Source organism: Micromonospora sp. CA-240977 (assembly GCF_050942285.1).
Classification (GTDB): Bacteria; Actinomycetota; Actinomycetes; order Mycobacteriales; family Micromonosporaceae; genus Micromonospora.
The window spans coordinates 7,163,975-7,182,294 of record NZ_CP192055.1 but is presented as its reverse complement, the minus strand read 5'-3'; the positions used below and the strand labels follow the sequence as shown (position 1 = coordinate 7,182,294).

At 71.6% G+C, this 18,320-nt stretch carries 16 protein-coding genes; 8 read left to right on the top strand and 8 right to left on the bottom strand.

The features are described from left to right. Positions 1 to 13: 13 nt before the first annotated feature. On the bottom strand, positions 14 to 520 hold the full coding sequence (locus tag ACQPWW_RS32730; protein ID WP_272614018.1) for an inorganic diphosphatase: 507 nt from the start codon (positions 518 to 520) through the stop codon (positions 14 to 16). A gap of 576 nt (positions 521 to 1,096) precedes the next feature. Here ACQPWW_RS32730 and dacB point away from each other — a divergent pair. The 3 genes from dacB (at position 1,097) to tilS (ending at position 4,743) form a co-directional block, all read left to right on the top strand. Further along, positions 1,097 to 2,566: a D-alanyl-D-alanine carboxypeptidase/D-alanyl-D-alanine endopeptidase gene (gene dacB, locus ACQPWW_RS32725; protein ID WP_433134720.1), complete on the top strand. Its 1,470-nt coding sequence runs from the start codon at positions 1,097 to 1,099 to the stop codon at positions 2,564 to 2,566. 103 nt (positions 2,567 to 2,669) lie between these two features. Then, complete coding sequence (locus ACQPWW_RS32720) at positions 2,670 to 3,740, top strand: zinc-dependent metalloprotease (RefSeq protein WP_433127660.1); 1,071 nt, start codon at positions 2,670 to 2,672, stop codon at positions 3,738 to 3,740. 10 nt (positions 3,741 to 3,750) lie between these two features. Then, positions 3,751 to 4,743, top strand: a complete 993-nt coding sequence (gene tilS / locus ACQPWW_RS32715; RefSeq protein ID WP_433127659.1) for a tRNA lysidine(34) synthetase TilS — start codon at positions 3,751 to 3,753, stop codon at positions 4,741 to 4,743. Between the two features lie 9 nt (positions 4,744 to 4,752). Here the strand turns inward: tilS and ACQPWW_RS32710 are convergent, their stop codons facing one another. Continuing rightward, positions 4,753 to 5,715 carry a GlxA family transcriptional regulator gene (locus ACQPWW_RS32710; protein WP_433127658.1) on the bottom strand — a complete coding sequence of 321 codons (963 nt, stop codon included), beginning with the start codon at positions 5,713 to 5,715 and terminating at the stop codon, positions 4,753 to 4,755. A gap of 42 nt (positions 5,716 to 5,757) precedes the next feature. On the opposite strand from ACQPWW_RS32710, the gene ACQPWW_RS32705 reads away from it, so the two are divergent. The 4 genes from ACQPWW_RS32705 to folE all read left to right on the top strand — a co-directional run bounded on the left by ACQPWW_RS32705 (position 5,758) and on the right by folE (position 9,861). After that, positions 5,758 to 6,003: a hypothetical protein gene (locus tag ACQPWW_RS32705; protein WP_433134776.1), complete on the top strand. Its 246-nt coding sequence runs from the start codon at positions 5,758 to 5,760 to the stop codon at positions 6,001 to 6,003. 100 nt (positions 6,004 to 6,103) lie between these two features. Further along, positions 6,104 to 6,679 (top strand): hypoxanthine phosphoribosyltransferase, encoded by a 576-nt coding sequence (gene hpt / locus ACQPWW_RS32700; protein ID WP_357252898.1) that lies wholly within the window; start codon positions 6,104 to 6,106, stop codon positions 6,677 to 6,679. 462 nt (positions 6,680 to 7,141) lie between these two features. Continuing rightward, a complete protein-coding gene (gene ftsH, locus ACQPWW_RS32695) occupies positions 7,142 to 9,160 on the top strand; it encodes an ATP-dependent zinc metalloprotease FtsH (protein ID WP_433127657.1) in 2,019 nt (672 codons plus the stop codon). Between the two features lie 35 nt (positions 9,161 to 9,195). Continuing rightward, positions 9,196 to 9,861, top strand: a complete 666-nt coding sequence (gene folE, locus ACQPWW_RS32690; protein ID WP_433134718.1) for a GTP cyclohydrolase I FolE — start codon at positions 9,196 to 9,198, stop codon at positions 9,859 to 9,861. Between the two features lie 99 nt (positions 9,862 to 9,960). Here folE and ACQPWW_RS32685 read toward each other — a convergent pair whose 3' ends face one another. After that, entirely contained in the window at positions 9,961 to 10,680 is a 720-nt protein-coding gene (locus tag ACQPWW_RS32685) for a hypothetical protein (RefSeq protein ID WP_433127656.1), read from the bottom strand. Positions 10,681 to 10,708: 28 nt separating this feature from the next. Then, positions 10,709 to 13,270 (bottom strand): FtsK/SpoIIIE domain-containing protein, encoded by a 2,562-nt coding sequence (locus tag ACQPWW_RS32680; protein ID WP_433127655.1) that lies wholly within the window; start codon positions 13,268 to 13,270, stop codon positions 10,709 to 10,711. 314 nt (positions 13,271 to 13,584) lie between these two features. Between ACQPWW_RS32680 and ACQPWW_RS32675 the strand changes: the two genes are divergently transcribed. Next, positions 13,585 to 14,019, top strand: coding sequence for a hypothetical protein (locus ACQPWW_RS32675; RefSeq protein ID WP_433127654.1), 435 nt, complete (start codon positions 13,585 to 13,587; stop codon positions 14,017 to 14,019). A gap of 3 nt (positions 14,020 to 14,022) precedes the next feature. Here the strand turns inward: ACQPWW_RS32675 and ACQPWW_RS32670 are convergent, their stop codons facing one another. From ACQPWW_RS32670 to ACQPWW_RS32655, 4 genes are read right to left on the bottom strand one after another with little or no spacing between them, the layout of a single operon-like run. After that, positions 14,023 to 14,622, bottom strand: coding sequence for a hypothetical protein (locus ACQPWW_RS32670; RefSeq protein ID WP_433127653.1), 600 nt, complete (start codon positions 14,620 to 14,622; stop codon positions 14,023 to 14,025). A 13-nt stretch (positions 14,623 to 14,635) separates the two neighbouring features. Continuing rightward, positions 14,636 to 15,811, bottom strand: coding sequence for a M23 family metallopeptidase (locus tag ACQPWW_RS32665; protein ID WP_433127652.1), 1,176 nt, complete (start codon positions 15,809 to 15,811; stop codon positions 14,636 to 14,638). Continuing rightward, positions 15,808 to 16,368 (bottom strand): hypothetical protein, encoded by a 561-nt coding sequence (locus ACQPWW_RS32660; RefSeq protein ID WP_433127651.1) that lies wholly within the window; start codon positions 16,366 to 16,368, stop codon positions 15,808 to 15,810. The genes ACQPWW_RS32665 and ACQPWW_RS32660 overlap by 4 nt, the downstream gene beginning before the upstream one ends. After that, positions 16,365 to 18,320: an MFS transporter gene (locus ACQPWW_RS32655; RefSeq protein ID WP_433127650.1), complete on the bottom strand. Its 1,956-nt coding sequence runs from the start codon at positions 18,318 to 18,320 to the stop codon at positions 16,365 to 16,367. Before ACQPWW_RS32655 ends, ACQPWW_RS32660 begins: the two co-directional genes overlap by 4 nt.

Sequence of the window (18,320 nt, the reverse complement as noted above, 5' to 3'; positions counted from 1 at the left end):
GCGTCAGTTGTCGTCAGTGGGCGGATTCGCCGCGCGCCTCGGCGTCCCTGGCCCGCTGGTAGGAGTTGTGGATCTCGGCCTCGGCCTCGGTGCGGCCGACCCAGGTCGCGCCCTCCACCGACTTGCCGGGCTCCAGGTCCTTGTACACCTCGAAGAAGTGCTGGATCTCCAGCCGGTCGAACTCGCCGAGGTGGTGGATGTCGCGCAGGTGCTCCTGGCGAGGATCCTCGTAGGGCACGCAGAGGACCTTGTCGTCCCCGCCCTTCTCGTCGGTCATCCGGAACATGCCGATGGTTCGGCAGCGGATCAGGCAGCCCGGGAAGGTCGGCTCTGGGACCAGCACCAGCGCGTCCAGCGGGTCGCCGTCCTCGCCCAGAGTGCCCTCGATGAACCCGTAGTCGGCCGGGTACTGGGTGGAGGTGAAGAGGGTGCGGTCCAGCCGGATCCGGCCGGTCTTGTGGTCCACCTCGTACTTGTTCCGGTGACCTTTGGGGATCTCAACCGTCACGTCGAAATCCATCTGCACGCTCCCTCGTCTGCCCACGCTGGCTAACGGAACCACTGGCGGCCCCTCCGGACAGGTGAATGCCCACCCGCCGACTCCGGCCGCCGCATAGTCTTCGGACCGAAGTAGTGTCACCCAAGCCGATTTTCGCTGGGGGAGGAGGGGGTCGTGGGGAGGGAAGATTCACACTACCGCCCGGACGGGGGCTCCGCGCACGGTACCGGACGATCCGGCTCCGGCGGCGCCACGGGTCGGGTCCCGGTGCCCGAGGCCCACCTGCCACGGGCTCCGGAGCCGGGGACCCCGACACCTGAGACACCTCCGCCACTGCCGTGGCGTCCGCCGGCCGGCTCGGCTCCGACCAGCCCGAACAACGGTCGCTTCCCGGCGGTCGGCGGCGATCGGCCGACGAGCGGCCCGCCACGCGGCAGCGCCTCCGTCCCGGTGAGCCCGGCCCCGCCCGGCCCGACGTCGGGCGGCCCGTCCCGCGGTAGCGCCTCGGTGCCGGTGAGCCCGGCCCCGCCCGGCCCGTGGCCCGGGCCGAGCCCCGTCCCCGGTGACGTCCCACCGCTGGGTCCGCCGATCTCCGCGCTGCCGTCGCCCGCCGGTGCCGCACCGGCACCCACGCCCGTCGCACCGCCTCGTCGGCGGCGGCTGCCGGTGGTGCTGGCCGTCGTGCTGCTGCTGGTGCTCGCCGGCGTCGGAGTCGTCGTCGTCCGACCCGGCCCGGTCGCCGGATGGCTGGGCGATGACGCCGGGTCCGCCCCGAACGCCGCTGGCGTGACCCCGGAGCCGGACCCGTCGGACGTGCTTCCCGGCCCGGACCCGAACGCTCCGACACCCACCCCGGACGGGGTGCGTGCCGTGCTCGACCCGCTGGTCGGGGTCGCCGCCCTGGGCGATCGGGTGAACGTCTCGGTGGCCGATGTCATCTCCGGTCAGACGCTGTTCGACAAGGGGGCGGACGACGGCACCGTGCCCGCCTCGGTGACCAAGCTGGCGACCGCGGTGACGGCGCTGGCAGCCCGTGGACCGGGCTACCGGATCCCCACCCGCGCGGTGGCCGGCGCGAAGGCCGGCGAGGTGGTGATCATCGGTGGTGGCGATCCCACCCTCGCGATCGACAAGAAGGGCTACTACCCGGGCGCGGCGCGGCTCGACGAGCTGGCCGCCCAGGTGCGTACGGCGCTCGGCGGCACCACCCCGACGAGTGTCACAGTCGACGGATCGGTCTACTCCGGTCCGGTCTACGGCCCGGGCTGGGACGACGACATCCCCACCGGTGGGTCTGGTGGCGCGGTGACGGCGTTGATGACCGACGGCGCCCGCCGGGACCCGAGCGTCCCGCACGGGGCGGCCGAGCGGTTCGCCGAGCCGGACCTGGCCGCCGGCAGGTCGTTCGCCCGGCTGCTCGGTGTGCCGAGCGACGCCGTGAAGCGCGGCACGGCACCGGCGCCCGCCGCGGCCGGTGGCACCCCGGCGCCGGGCACCGAGCTGGGTGTGGTGCAGTCTCCGCCGATGATCCGGCTGGTCGACATCATGATCAGCGAGAGTGACAACCTGGTGGCCGAGGCGTTGGCCCGTCAGGTCGCGTTGGCCCGCAACCAGCCGGCCTCGTTCGACGGCGGCGCTGCCGCGATGGACGCGGAGGTGGCCGAGTTGGGCCTGCCCGCCAACGAGATCACCCTCTCCGACGGCAGCGGGCTGTCCCGCAACAATCGGATCAGCCCGTCGTTGCTGACCGACCTGATCCGACTGGCGGCCAGCCCGGACCATCCGGAGTTGGCCGGTGTCTTCGGCGGTCTGCCGGTGGGCGGCTGGTCCGGGACGCTGAACGAGCGCTACCGCACCGCCGCCGGCACCGCCGCCGGGGCGGGCAGTGTCCGGGCGAAGACCGGCACCCTGACCGCTGTGCACTCCATCGCGGGCCTGGTCACCACCGCCGATGGTCGGCTGCTCACCTTCGCGGTGCTCACGGATCGGGTGCCCGGCGGGAAGGAAACCGCCCAACCGGCGCTGGACCGGATCACCGCCGCGCTGGCCGGCTGCGGCTGCCGCTGACCGGCACCGATCGGTGGTCTCTGGCCCCGGCCGGGGCGGCCATCGCCGTCGATCGGGGACGCGAGCCCGGGCCGGGGTGTCGCGGCGCGGGTACGGTGGGTCCATGGCGCAGTTCGTGGACTGGGATCTGGCCGCCGCCACCGCGGGGGCGTTGAGCAAGTCGGGCCCCCGGGTGTCGTATGCCGAGGCCACCGACGTGGTCGGCGACCTGCGCCGGCTGACCGACGAGGCGGCCGGGCACGTGGCCGACTACACGGGGCTGCGGGCGCAGGTGGCGCATCCGCCGGTCCGGGTGGTCGACCGGCGCGACTGGGCCGCGGCCAACATCGCCGGTCTTCGCGAGGTGATCACTCCGCTGGTGAGCCGGCTGTCCGGCGACAAACAGCCGAGCGCGTTGACCGAGGCGGTCGGCTCCCGGCTGACCGGGGTGCAGGCCGGCACCGTGCTGGCCTACCTCTCCGGTCGGGTGCTCGGGCAGTACGAGGTCTTCTCGGCCGACCCGGGCCAACTGCTGCTTGTCGCGCCGAACATCGTCGAGGTCGAGCGGAAGCTCGGCGCGGACCCGCGCGACTTCCGGCTCTGGGTGTGCCTGCACGAGGTCACCCACCGGACCCAGTTCACCGCCGTCCCGTGGATGCGGGCCTACTTCCTCGGCGAGGTGCAGGCGTTCGTCGACGCCTCGTCCAGCGGGAGTGAGCACCTCGTCGAGCGGCTGCGGCGCGGGGTGGCCACGCTCTCCGAGGCGGTCCGTGACCCGGAGAGCCGCACCAGCGTGCTGGACATCGTGCAGACCCCGGCGCAGCGGGCGGTGCTCGACCGGCTCACCGCGTTGATGACCCTGCTGGAGGGGCACGCCGAGTTCGTGATGGACGGCGTCGGTCCGCAGGTGATCCCGAGCGTGGAGCGGATCCGGGCGTCGTTCAACCGACGCCGGGAGGCGGGCAACCCGCTGGAGAAGGCGATCCGCCGGCTGCTCGGGGTGGACGTCAAGATGCGCCAGTACGCCGAGGGGCGCAAGTTCGTGCACGGCGTGGTGGAGCGGGTCGGGATGGAAGGGTTCAACTCGATCTTCAACTCGCCGCTCACGCTGCCCCGGTTGTCCGAGTTGGGCGACCCGGATGCCTGGGTGGCCCGGGTACACGGCCCGGCCGGCACCATTCCGGCCGCTGGCTGACCGCCCGCCGGTGGCCGCGCTCGCCCCACCGTTGGCCGCGATCCGGGTGGCGGTCCGTCGCGCCCTGACCGGTCTGCCGGCCGACGGGCCGGTGCTTGTCGCCTGCTCCGGCGGAGCCGACTCGCTCGCCCTCGCGGCGGCCACCGCGTTCGTGGCGCCTCGACTGGGCCGCGCCGCCGTGCTGGTCACTGTCGACCACGGTCTGCAGGACGGCTCGGCGGAGCGTGCCGAGGCGGTGGCCGCCTGGGCCGGTGGGTTCGGGTTCGCCTCCTCGACAGTGGTGCGGGTGGAGGTGGCGGGGCGTCCAGGCGGGCCGGAGGCGGCCGCCCGGGAGGCCCGTTACCAGGCGTTGACCGAGGCGGCCCGGGAGCGGAAAGCGGTAGCGGTGCTCACTGGGCACACCCGCGACGACCAGGCGGAGACGGTGCTGCTCGCGCTCGCCCGGGGCGCCGGTCCGCGCGGGCTGGCCGGGATGCCGGCCCGGCGGGACCTGAACGGGGTGCCGCTGCTGCGTCCCCTGCTGGAGATCGGTCGGGAGCAGACACGCGCCGCGTGTGCCGTGCTCGGGCTGAGCCCGTGGCAGGACCCGCACAACACCGACCCGTCGTACGCCCGCTCCCGGGTGCGGGGCGACCTGCTGCCGGCGCTGGTACGCGCGCTCGGGCCGGGCGTGGTGGACAACCTCGCGCGTACCGCCGGTCTGGTGGCGGCCGACAACGCCGCGCTCGACGAGTTGGCGGCGACGGCGCTGGCGGCGGCCCGTTGTCCCGAAGGGGGGCTCTGGGCGCCGGCGCTGGCCGGTCTGGTGCCCGCGGTGCGGGGCCGGGTGCTGCACACCTGGGCGCGGGAGTTGGGCGCCCTGCCCGGTGCCCTGTCGCACCGGCACGTCGACGCCCTGGACGCGCTGGTCACCGCTTGGCACGGTCAGGGTCCGACCGACCTGCCCGGGGGTGTCCGGGTGCTCCGTCGCGCCGACCGGTTGGCACCCGTCCCCCCGGGGTGAGAGACCCGTTCAGACGTTGTGTGTCCGGTCCCGGAAGGTGGTCCGGTAGCTGTGTGGGGTGGCGCCGACCCGGCGGCTGAAGTGGTGGCGGAGCGCCGCGGCGTCGCCGAAGCCGGACTGGTCGGCGACGGCCTCCACGCTCAACGGGGTCTCCTCCAGCAGCCGCCGGGCGAGCAGCACCCGTTGGTTGGTGAGCCAGTCGTGCGGGGTGGTGCCGGTCTCGGCGCGGAACCGGCGGGCGAACGTGCGCGGCGCCATGCCGGCGCGGGCGGCCAACTCCTCCACGGTGGTGGTCCGGTCCAGGTGACCCATCAGCCACTCCAGCACCGGTTCCAGGGTGGGCGCCTCGGGCGCCTTTGGGATGGGCGCCTCGACGTACTGCGACTGGCCGCCGTCGCGGTGCGGCGGGACCACCATCCGCCGGGCCAGTCGGGTCGCGGTGGCCGAGCCGTGCTCCTGGCGGATCAGGTGCAGGCAGGCGTCGATGCCGGCCGCCGTGCCGGCGCTGGTGAGCAGCCGGCCGTCCTGGACGTAGAGCGAGTTGCAGCGCACCCGGGCGCGTGGGTGCCGGCGTTGCAGTTCGTCCACGTACCGCCAGTGGGTTGTGCACTCCCGGTCGTCGAGCAGGCCGGCCTCGCCGAGCAGGAAGGCGCCCGAACAGACGCTGAACAGGTGCGCTCCACGGGCGTCGGCTCGCCGGAGCGCGTCGAGCACCGGGGCGGGAACTGTGGTGCCCTGGCTGTGCGCGGGGATGGCCACCAGGTCGGCCTCGTCGACCGGGCCGAGGTCGGCGTGCGGGGTGAGGTGGAAGCCGGACGACGTCCGCACCGGAGCGCCGTCGGGGCTGCACACCTGGAAGCGGTAGCCGGGGAAACCGTCGGCGGTGCGGTCGGTGCCGAACACCTCGGCGAGCACGCCGAGTTCGAAGGGGGCGACCTGGTCGAGCGCGAGGACGGCGATGGACCGGAGCATGTGACGAGGGTAACCCGACAGGTGGCAGTAAATCGATGACCAATGGCATTGCTGCCACTGTCCGGTCGGCGCGAGTGGTCGCAGACTGGTCTCAGTCCGGTGCGCACCGGCGGCGAAACCGACAGCAACCATGCGAAAGTGAGCGCCGCCATGGAGTTCCTGTTCTTCCTCCTCTTCCTCGTCCTGCTCGTCGCCGCCTCGGCGGCCGGGCTGACCGTCGACAGTCACGATTCGGCGGACTGGAAGCCCAGTGACGATGGCCGCCGCTGGCGGTCACGTACCAACTGATGCGATTGACAGCTTTTGCCCAGAAAATCCCCGGCGGGACCGCGCCAAAAGGTGCGGCCCCGCCGACGGAGGCCATCCGACGTACGGCAGGCTAGGAGTCATGGCTGACGGCTCCTGGTACGACGCCGACATCGACCACGTGATCATCTCCGAGGCGCAGATTCGCGAGAAGACAGCGGAGCTGGCCAAGCAGGTCTCCGCCGACTACTCGCACGTGAACGACGGGCTACTGCTCGTGTGCGTGCTCAAGGGCGCGGTGATGTTCATGGCGGACTTCGCCCGGGCGCTGGGCCGCAACGGCCCCCCGGCCGAACTCGACTTCATGGCCATCTCCTCCTACGGCCAGGGCACCACCTCCTCCGGGGTGGTCCGCATCCTCAAGGACCTGGACCGGGACATCGCCGGTCGGCACGTGGTGGTCGTCGAGGACATCGTCGACTCCGGGCTCACCCTCTCCTGGCTGCTGCGCTACCTGGAGTCCCGCTCGGCGGCGAGCGTGGAGGTCGTCGCGCTGTTCCGCAAGCCGGACGCGGTAAAGGTGCCGGTCCCGGTCAAGTACGTCGGCTTCGACATCCCCACCGAGTTCGTGGTCGGCTACGGCCTGGACTTCGGTGAGCGCTACCGGGAGCTGCCGTACGTCGGGGTGCTCAAGCCCGAGGTCTACGCCCGCTCCTGACGCCGGCCGCGACCCGCCGGAGCGGCGTGAGGTCGACTCGCATCGGCATCCATCAAGCCGACGTTCAGCGCGCTCTCAGCTCTTGCGGCTACCGTGGACCCGGTGGCCCGGAGGTTGTTCCGTGCCCGACCTCCCTCGGCAGCGCGATCGGGCCGTCGGGTGGGCGGGCCGGACTCCCCGCCACGCCGGTTTCCACCCGGACCCGCCGTACGCGGGTCGCGGGCTGGTGGGCCTGCCCACGGTGCGCCTTATCGATATCAAAGGTGCGCCCAGTGCGGGGCTCGCGAGCTCGCTCCTCGCGTACACGGTGTACCGTCGAATGACCGCGGCGCGGCAGTTTTCGCGTCTCGGGTCGAGGCAGCCCCGCATGGCAGCCCCGACCGCCGCTCACCGCGGCGACACCAATCAGATGGTCAGGACGTCGATCAGGAGGATGCGGGCGCTCCGGCGCTCGACAACAGTATGGAACGTACGCGTTTCTTCCGCCGACCGGTGGTCTGGATCATCCTGGTCATCCTCGGCGCAGTTGTGCTCAGTCAGCTGTTCACCGCTGGTCCCAGCTACCACCGCGTGGACACTTCCGTCGCGCTCGATCAGCTCCACACCGCCAAGATCAACAAGGTGGTCTTCCAGGACAAGGAGCAGACGCTCCAGCTGGACCTGGCCCAGAAGACCAAGTTCGGCAAGACCGAGACCAACAAGATCGAGGCTCAGTTCCCGTACCAGGTCGGTGACGAGGTCTGGAACGAGGTGCTGGACGCCAAGGCGGCCAACCGGGTCACCGGCCCGGCCGACGCCAAGGTCTCGTCGGACAGCATCTGGGTGAGCCTGCTGGTCAACCTGCTGCCGATCGCGTTGCTGGTCCTGCTGCTGCTGTTCTTCATGTCGCAGATGCAGGGCGGCGGCTCCCGGGTGCTCAACTTCGGCAAGTCCAAGGCGAAGATGATCACCAAGGACACTCCGAAGACGACCTTCGCGGACGTCGCGGGTGCCGAGGAGGCCGTCGAGGAACTGCACGAGATCAAGGACTTTCTCCAGAACCCCGCGAAGTACCAGGCCCTGGGCGCCAAGATCCCCAAGGGCGTGCTGCTCTTTGGTCCGCCCGGCACGGGCAAGACGCTGCTGGCCCGCGCGGTCGCCGGCGAGGCCGGGGTGCCGTTCTACTCCATCTCCGGCTCCGACTTCGTGGAGATGTTCGTCGGTGTCGGCGCCAGCCGGGTCCGCGACCTCTTCGAGCAGGCCAAGACCAACGCCCCGGCGATCGTCTTCGTCGACGAGATCGACGCCGTCGGTCGACACCGCGGCGCCGGCATGGGCGGCGGTCACGACGAGCGCGAGCAGACGCTCAACCAGCTCCTCGTCGAGATGGACGGCTTCGACACCAAGGGTGGAGTCATCCTGATCGCGGCCACCAACCGGCCGGACATCCTCGACCCGGCGCTGCTGCGCCCGGGCCGGTTCGACAGGCAGATCCCGGTGGACGCCCCCGACATGGAGGGCCGCAAGGCCGTCCTGCGGGTGCACGCCAAGGGCAAGCCGTTCACCCCCGACGTCGACCTCGACTCGGTGGCGCGGCGTACCCCGGGCTTCAGCGGCGCCGACCTGGCCAACGTGATCAATGAGTCGGCCCTGCTCACCGCCCGTAAGGACCAGCGGGCGATCACCAACGAGACCCTGGAAGAGTCGATCGACCGGGTGATCGCCGGTCCGCAGCGGCGGACCCGGGTGATGAGCGACCAGGAAAAGAAGATCACCGCGTACCACGAGGGAGGGCACGCGCTTGTCGCCTGGGCGCTGCCGCACGCCGCGCCGGTGCACAAGGTGACGATCCTGTCCCGGAGTCGGTCACTGGGCCACACCCTGGTGCTGCCGACCGAGGACAAGTACACCCAGACCCGGGCCGAAATGATCGACACCCTGGCGTACGCGCTGGGCGGGCGGGCCGCCGAGGAACTGGTCTTCCACGAGCCGACCACCGGCGCGGGCGACGACATCAACAAAGCCACCCAGCTGGCCCGCGCGATGATCACGCAGTACGGCATGAGCTCCAAGCTCGGCGCGATCAAGTACGGCACCAGCGGAGACGAGCCGTTCCTCGGCCGCAACATGGGTCACGAGCGGGACTACTCGGACTCGGTGGCCGCCGAGATCGACGGCGAGATGCGGGCGCTCGTCGAGCTGGCGCACGACGAGGCCTGGGAGATCCTTGTGGAGTACCGGGACGTCCTGGACAACATCGTGCTCGAACTGATCGAGAAGGAGACCCTCTCCACCGCCGACATGGCGCGGATCTGCGCCCGGGTGGTCAAGCGCCCGCCGCTGGTGCCCTACAACGGCTTCGGTAAGCGTCAGCCCTCCACCGAGCCGCCCGTGCTCACCCCCGCGGAGAAGGACAAGCTCAAGGCGCAGGCCCAGGCCGACGGCGCGCAGGCGTCGGTCGGCGGCGGGACGCCGTCCAACAACTCGGACGGTACGCACTGAGCAACGACCCGACGGCCAGCTCCCCCCACCGGGAGCTGGCCGTCTCCGCGACCGAGCCCGACGGCGACGACGGGCTGGACTACGTTGCCGCCCGGCTGATCAGTGGCCGGCTCACCGGCCGGCCTGTCGAGGACGCCGTCGACCTGGGCCGCATTGAGAAGGCTGTCCGGGAGATCCTCATCGCCGTCGGCGAGGACCCGGACCGGGACGGGCTCCAGCAGACCCCGGCCCGGGTCGCCCGCGCGTACGCCGAACTCTTCGCCGGCCTGCGGGTCGACCCGGCCCAGGTGCTCAGCACCACCTTCGAGGCCAACCACGAAGAACTGGTGATCGTCCGGGACATTGACGTGATGAGCCTCTGCGAGCACCACCTGCTGCCGTTCCGCGGCAGCGCGCACATCGGCTACATCCCCGGCCCGGACGGGCGGATCACCGGCCTGTCCAAGCTGGCCCGACTGGTCGAGGTCTTCGCCCGCCGGCCCCAGGTGCAGGAGCGGCTCACCTCACAGGTTGCCGACCTGCTGATGAGCACCCTCGCCCCCCGTGGCGTCGTCGTCGTGCTCGAGTGCGAGCACATGTGCATGGCGATGCGCGGCATCCAGAAATCCGGTGCCAAGACCATCACGTCGGCGGTGCGCGGCATCCTGCAGACGGACTCCAAGTCCCGTGCCGAGGCAATGGCGCTGATCATCCCGCGCTGACAGTCCGACGCACTCCGGCCGGCCGACCCCACCGGGGACGGCCGGCCGTCGCAGTCCCGCCCGTCCGCTCTCCTGCCCGGCGCCGACCAGCCGGGCAGGTCAGCCGGCGAGCAGGACCAGCAGCAGGCCCGCCGTCACCAACACCGCCGGCACCAGACACACCAGCGCGCCGAAGCGCACCGTCCGGTCCAGTCGCTCGGCGGGGCTCACCCGGAACAACCGCCCGATGCCCACCCAACCGGCGACGAACGCGACAGCCGGCATCGGCAACCCACAGATCAACGCGGCCACACTGGCGGCTCCCACCCCCGTCGCCGCGTACACCGCTACCTGGATCAGCGGCACCACCAGCGCCAACGGTCCGTACACCAGAAGGTTGCGTAGTCGCGCCGGCCAGGACCCCGGCCGGAACCGGCGCCGCGCCGCCAGGGCCGTGTCCGCCGCCTCGGCCCGGCCCCGCGCGACCCGCAGCGCCGCCAGCACGGCCGCCGGACCACCCGCCATCGACCGGGACGCCTCGCTCAGCTCCGGCGGCGACGGCACCAGGGAAATCGCTGGTACGCCCAACTCGCGCAGCCGCTCCTGCTGGCTCGCCAGCCCGGTGCGGACCACCGTCAGCTCCTCCCGGGCGGTCTCCGCCGACCGGGCCTGCTCACCGGCGGCGGCGGCCGCACTGCGGCGTACCCCATCCAGCTGGCGGGCCGCGGCAAGGTACTCCGCCCACGCCGTGCTGGGCTCGACCACGGTCTGGGTGGCGTCCCCGTTCGCCGCGGCGACCCGCTGCCGCCCCGGCCCGGTCACCGTCGTTTCCGGACTCATCTCGACTTCCCCTGCCCGCGCCACCGGATCACCCGGCCTCGTCGGCGAACGGCACCAGGACCGTGCCCCGCTCGTCCGGACCGTCCCAGAGCACCGCCCGGTCAGGGCGGGCCCGCCACTCCACAGCCCGACCGAAGACCCCGGTGAGCTGCGCGACAGGCACGTCCAGCACGACCACGGCGGTCAACTTGTCGACCTCGCCCGCCGGCTCGAACAGCGCCGCGAACGGGGGCACCGCACGCCACCAGCCCAGCAGGTGTCTCCCCGTCGGCGGCCCGTTGCGCAGCAGCGCCCGCAACCGCTCCACCGGCAGATCCCGAGGCCCCGGCCGGTCCAGCCCGAAGGCCACCAGGTACGTCGGCAGGTCGTCGGCCGGGGCCGCGAGCAGCGTCGGCAGATCCACCAGCTCGGCCGAATGCCGCGTGGCCAACTCCGCCGTCAACGCCTCCGCCAGCGCCCGCGCGCCCGGATCCGGCACCGCCACCAGGAAACGAGCGGTGCCCGGCGCATGGTGGTCGGAGGTGCTCCGGGCCGCCGTCGCCAGCAACCCACCCGCCGCGGCGCCCGATCCGAGCACCGCGAGGTTGCGGCCCGCAGCCGGCCCCAACGGTACGGCGACCGTCGAGCGGGCCACGTCCACCGCGCGGCCCAGCAGGGCGGCCGGCCCGTGCGCCTGCCCCGCCAACGCCGCCCGGTGTCGTGGATCGTTACCGAGCAGCGGGCGGGCGTACCCGGCGAAGACGACCGGCGGCACCGACCCGGCCGGCCGAGCCTCCCACAGCTCGTGCCGCAGCCCCTCCACCACCGCCGGGTGGTCCTGGGGATCGGGGTGCCGGATCAGTCGTTCATGACCTCGGGTCGCGCCCCGGGGGCCACCGAGCCCGCCGGCGGTGTTCACCACCGCGCTGCCCACCGGCAGCCCGGCGGCCGAGTCGTTCGTCGGCTCCAACACCGGACTGCCACCCGGCAACGCCACCCGCACCGGAAACTGCCCGAGCACCGAATCCCGATGACCCGCATCAGCGCGGGCACTCAATCCCAGCTCGCCCGCACCGGCCAACACCAGGTGCACGCCGTACGCCCGACCGGCCCGAGCCAACCCGTCCAACTGGGCGGCCACCTCCGCGGCCAGCCGGTCCCGCTCGGCGAAGAGCAACGGCACGTTCTCCAACACGCAGACGATCCGGGGCAGCTTCTGATGCTGCCGCAACTCGGCGAAGCGTTGGCCGCCGGCCCGCGCCCCAGCCTCCGTCCTACGCTGCACCTCGGCCGTCAACTCGTCGAGCAGGTCCCCGACGTACTCCCGGTCAGCGGCCATCGCGGCTGCGCGCACCTGCGGAATCCACGACCGGTCCCGCTCGGTCTGCAGAAACTCCACGAACGACTCACCATCGCCGAGATCCACCAGGTAGAGCGCCAACTCGTCCGGGCCGTACCGGGCCGCCAACCCCAGCAACGCGGTAGTCAGGAACGCCGCGCGACCCGCCGCGGACCGTCCACTGACCAGCCAGTGCGGGGTCAGCTCGGTGAAACCCAGCGGCACCGACCGGCCACCCGCATCACCGACAGTGGTGGTCAGCCCGTCGGCGGAATCCGACTCCCACAGACGCTCACCCGTCGGCGGCAACAGAGCCGCCAACCCCAACCGGGAGCCGGCCTCCACCTGCTCGGCCAGCCGCCGACACACGGCGTCGACCAACTCAACAGGCGGGTCCGCCTCGACGAAGACCGGTGAGTTCAGTCCGCCCGGCGGATCCGCTCCCGGACTCGCGAAGGACGCGCTCGGTGGGTCACCGAGCAACGCGTACGCGTTGCGCAGCGCCAACGGCGTGCTGCGCGGCAGCGCGGCCCGAGTCGCGTACGGGCCGGCCGGAGGCCAGCCGGCAACCACCAGATGCAGGCCGGCGGCGGGCCCCTGCTCGGCGAGAGCCTCGATCCGTGCCAGATCGGTCGGGCCCGTCGACTCCGGCAGGGCGGCGACCACGAGCAAAAGCGTGCGATCGTGCCGACGCCGCCCACTGGCCCCCGGGGTGACCCACTGCTCCGCCTCCGTCAGCACCGCGCGCAGACCCGCCACGTCCACCGCCGGCGGCGGCAGCAGGCCAGCATCGGCGAGCGCTCCGAACGGGGTCAGCGCCGCACCCGTGGCATCCACAGCGCGAATCAACAGCGCACCCGCCGGCGTCGCCGCCAACAACCGCAGGAGTACGGCCCGGAGCAACCCCGCCACCCGAGGCTCCCGAGCGTCGGCGTCCACGCTCAGATGACCGGTGCCGACCAGTGGCACCAACGCGGGAAAGCGGGCGTCGTCCAACGGCGCCGCCGTGCCGACCCGGACGAACGGCGGCGGGCCGTCACCCGCCGGAGAGTCCACGGTGAGCGAGTCCAACGCAGCGCCCGACCAGCCCGGGGCCAACCGCGCCGCGACCGTCCGAAGGCGATCGGCCAGCTCGTACTGGCGGCGCTGATCGGCAGGGGCTGGCCGGGTCTCGTCCAGGATTCCGGCTGCAGCGGTCGCCACGGCCGCGGCCTGGCGATGCAGGGCAGCGGCGCGGTTCGTGCGTGCCTTCGGACCGGCCACCGCGTCCACCCCCTCTGCCCGAGGTTGGCAACCCCTCCCGAGCAGAGACCGTATCCCAGCCGGGGCGGCTCCTCCGGGAGGTGGCACGGCGCTGCGCCGGTGATGTCGTGGATCTCACCGATGGATAGGGGTCCGTCACGATCCGCTGGATCTGAGGCATTGGCTCCGGGGCCTCCAGCCGATAACGTCAGGAGGTGGAATCAGTGCAGCCCCCCGCCGGTTCCCAGGTCTCCCACGTACCGGCCCAACGGACACCATCCGAGCAGCTGCCACCTGCCCCGGTGCCGCCGGAGCCGCAGCCGCCGCGCCGCCGAACGCGGACGGTGCTCACTGTCGTCGCCGGGGTGCTCGCGCTGCTCTGCCTCGGCGGGCTCGTCACGGGTCTTGTGCTGTACCAGCGCGCGTCCGCCCCGGACCGCAGCGCGCCCGAGGTGGTGGTGGTCAACTACCTTCAGGCAGCACTTGTCTCTCGTGATGCGAACAGGGCAAAGTTGTACACATGCGACAACGGAATCCCTGCGGTTGATGCGTTTGCCGCCCAAGTCGTCCAGCGAGAGCAGGAGCTAGCCGTCTCGTTCTCGATCAATATCGAGAACGTCGTCGTTTCAAAGACCGCCGCTACCGACGCGTCCGTGACCGCCGTTGTACGGCGGAGCGCCTCAGTCGATGGAGTTCAGCAAAGCTTGGCAGACACTTGGCGGTTCGATGTAAGGGACAGCGAGGGCTGGCGCGTCTGCTCTGCTGCCAGGATCAGCTGAACCCTATTCAATCCATAGCAGGTGGACCGGAACCTCCAACGTGGTCGGTGACTGGCCGCGCCAGGCCCAGCGGTACCACTCCACTTCAGGCGTGATCCGGACACAGATGTCCCCCTCGGCGCCCGAGTAGGTCTCGGTGACCGCTCGCAGGTCGCGGTGCTCCAGACCACCCTCGACGTGCACCACCCGGCGGCCGGTGACGGCGTCGGCCTCGAAGACGGGTGTGGGGGTCCGGTGTGCCGGGCCGTCCAGCGAGACCAACCGGATACCGGTTTCGCGCGGACTTTCCGACTCCGGACGGCTGCCAACGGTCTCCACCCAGACCCGTTCCACAGGCACCAGCGGCGCGAACACCTCGACCTGGTCGGCCTCGGCCCGGTACCACTCGTGCTCGGGAATCACCGGTACGTAGGTCCGGGCGCTCTGCACCACCCGGTCGTCCGCGCGCAGGTCCCCTCGCCACCCCAACCCCGGCAGGCCGACAAGCACCCGTTGCCCGCGGAGTTCCACCCGCTCGGTGGCGGGAACCATGGCCAGCGGGCGGGGTGGCCGGGGCGCCCAGTCGGGCTGGTCGGCGAACGGGTCCGGCAACGGTCCGGTCATGCCCCTGGTGGCCTCACTCGGCAGCGCGCAGCGGGGCACCCCGCTCGCGCATGAACGGGATCGGGTCGATCGCACCGCGGCTGGACCGGTCGCCGCGCAGGTGCACCTCGAAATGCAGGTGTGGGCCTGACGAGTTTCCGCTGCTGCCGACCTGCCCGATGACCTCGCCGGCCGGCACGATCTGGTCCGGTGCGACCCGGGGACGGACCACCATGTGGCAGTACCGGGTGATGTTGCCGCCGGCGTGCAGCAGGTCGACGAACCACCCGCAGCCACCCTTGCCGGGGTACCCGTCCACGTCGCAGCTTCGCCGCCCCTGGTTGTCCGGGTCGCAACGGGCCACCAGCACCCGCCCGGCGGCCGCGGCTCGGATCTCGGTGCCCTTGGCGGCCCCGATGTCGACCCCGTTGTGGCTGGGCCGGTCGGCGGTCCGGAATCCGGAGCCGACGTCGCCGGGTATCGGGGCGGTCCAGCCGGAGGCGGCAATCTCGCCGTGCTCGGCCGCGTTGCACACGGCCTTGCCGTTGATCTGGACGGTGCGGGCCGCCCCGCCAGCGAGGGCGTCAACGATCTTGCTGGCCAACTCCTCGTGCTTGGCGTACGCATCCGGATAGGCGCTCACCTGCACCTGCTGCGCCACCACGGTCAGTGGCCGGCGTTGCCAACTCCGCACCTTGACAAGTTTCTCGTAGAACTTGCGAGCGGTGTACGCGGGTGTCATCCGCTCGGCGACCGACCCCCAGCCCGGCCGCTGCTGAAAAAGGCCCAGCGAGTCGTGGTCGGCCCCGACTCCCTCGTGCGGCAGGGCCAGAGACGCGGGCACGTCACTGTTCGCCAGGTTGCGCAGTGCTGACTCCTGCATCGCGGTGGCCAGGGCGATCACCCAGCCCCGCGAGGGCACCCCCATGTCTTGACCGATCTTGATGATGATCGCCGCGTTCCGGACCTGAGCGTCGCCGTACTCGGTGAACCTCGGCAACTCGCCGGCGATGTCCACCGGACGGACCGGGCCGCAGCCCCAACCGGCCAGGGTGTCCCCGTTCTCCGCGTCGCCACCGAGCCCACTGAGGAAGAACGCGGCGGTGCCGCCGGTGCAACAGAGCAGGAGCAGCACCCCGGTGACGATCGTGGTGACAACCCCGATCCGCAGGCGCCGGCGCAGTGGGACCGCGTCACCGTCGACGGTCATTGCCGTTCCCAATCCACCACGTCGACCAGCCAGCCGTCGTCGGCGGCGGCGACCAACTCCAGCCGGAGCCGACCGCTGTCGAGCGGCAGCAGCACCTCGACGAACGTCTGGGTGCGTGCCCGCACCTCGGGTGGCCCGGTGACCTCCTGGGCCGGAACTGCGCCGGGGTCGACGCCCGACAGCTTCTCGGTCAACGCCGGTGTCGACAACGGGCGCAGGCCGGCCTGCCACTGTTCGGCGGCCATCCCGGGCCGACCGAGCCAGGCCTTGGCGAACCGGTCAGCGGTCTGCTCGGGGGTACGGGCCCCCGCCGCGGTGACCGGCGACGGCGGAGCCTCGGTGGCCCTCACGCCATCGTCACCGGCCGTCGGGTCCACTGTGGTGATCGGCCGGTCCGGCCGGTTGCTCAGCCCGTCTGCCGGATCGGACGGACCGGAGACCAGGCGGGCAGCCCCGATCACACCGAAGATGAGCACCGCGATCACCACCGCGACCCCCAGGCGGGACCGCAGCGCACGGGTGAAGAGAAACTCCAGGGCCCGTCGCATTGCCGTCACCGGGCCTCTGAGCGCACCCGCGGTCCGGTACGGTCCGGCGCACGCTCCGTGGAGCCCGGCCGGTAGACCACGAACGACGGGTTCTCGGTCGGCACGTCGGGTTCGGTCCAGGTCGCCGGCTGCCGCCGCCGGGGCTGGGGCGGAACCTTGCGGCCCCGACCGCCGGTCTCCTCATTCGTAGCCTCATCGGCGCGTTCCTTGCCGTCCGGGCGCACGCTGCCGGTCCGTTGGGCCCCGACCGGGGCGGTTGGCGTCGGCGCCGGGTCCTCTCTGCGTGCCTCCGGGCGAAGTCGGGTCTGCTCGGCGTTTGGCGACCGGCGACGTCCGCCCACCGGCTCCGCCGTGCCGCCGGGCTCCACGACGTCGAGCCGGGCCGCGACCCGCATGTCCCGGAAGAACCGACGGTGCCAGGAGCCGGCTGAGCTCACCGCCTCGCTGCTGTCCTTGCCGCCAAGCTGGGTTATCCGCCGGTACGGGCGCAGCAACAGCCAGCCGACCACCCCGCAGAGCCAGACCAGCACCACCTGGAGCCAGCCGGGCAGGGTGGGCGTGCTCATGATCAAATCGACTGCGAACAGGTAGATGGCGGCCCCGGTGCCGAAGATCGCGATGTTGAAGACCGCGGCGACCACGGCGTTCGCCAAGCGGCGCAGCCCGGCGCTGGCCGGCCGGAGCAGGCCCACCGTACCCAGGATGGGTGCCGCGATCACCGCCCACCGGAAGATCAGGAAGCCCAGCAGAACCAGCAGCGAGGCGGTCAGGTCGAACATGGCGAAGAGCACCGAGGCGAGCACGGCAATGAACCCGGCGCCGACGCGGTCCATGTCCCGCACTCCCTGGAGGTATTCGTAGGCCTCCGGGTCCTCAGTTTTTATCTGCTCAGCCACTCGCGCCCACTGTTGCTGCTTGGCCGTGATCGTCGCTTGCCGGGTTGCTGGGTTGGCGCGCATGGATTTGGCCTCGCCCCACGTGAGGGATCGCGCGTCGTATAGGGCTGGTCCGTACTTGCGGGCAGTCTCGCTATCCGCCGAACCCAGGATTCCGCGAAGCCAGTTTCGATAAAGCATGGTCTCGGTAGCGGTGTCGCTGGCTCGGACGGCAGGAGTGCGGAGATCCTTGCAGCGGTTAGGGTCCGGATCGATGCATCTTCCTGGGGCCGGTTCCCTCGCCTGCGGGCCGACAGCGTCGTGCACTACTCCAAGACTGGTGACAAGTGCACCGTCGGCGACATTGGCTGACTTGACTGGCCAAGCGGCCAGCGCCGTAACCGCGACCATCACCAGTAGGGCCCACCCGGCGGTGGTCATCGCATTGCTCATGTCGGACTGACGGGACCGCCATAGGAGGTACAGCCCCACCACGCACAGGGTGACGATCCCGAAGACGCTGAACACCTTCTCGTACACGGCCTTCGTGGCTTGCTCCACCAGCGGGTCAGCCCAACCCCACATCGAACCGGGATCCCAGGCGCGCTCTCTGAGTGCGTTCGATGCGCCGATGATGGCCGTAGCGGCCATGAATTCGCCGTTCGCGATCGTGGTGGTGAACTTGTAGTCCGGATGTAGCACGCTCGACGCGCAACCACCGTCTATGTCGTACGTGTTGTAGCTGTAGCCCGCATATCCGTACAGGCTGTACCGACCAGCTACTCCGTTCGCAGCGTCTGTTGGTGGCGCGGCGGCGAACCAGCCGGCGAGTCCGGAGTCCGGCGTACCCGGGGTCGGCGCGTTACGGCATTTGACCTCGTCCTCGCTGACCGCCTGTAGCTTCCCCACACAGGCGCGGAAGTCGGCCTGCCATTCCTGGGTCGTGCAGAGGTCGGCGCGGGCCTGGGCGACGGGCGGTGCGGCGGCTGCGGCCCCCGCACCGATCAGCGGCCAGGTGAGAGTGGCCCCGGCCAGTACGCCGAGGGCGAGCAGGAACGACGCGATCCTTGCCCAGGCCCTCGCCAT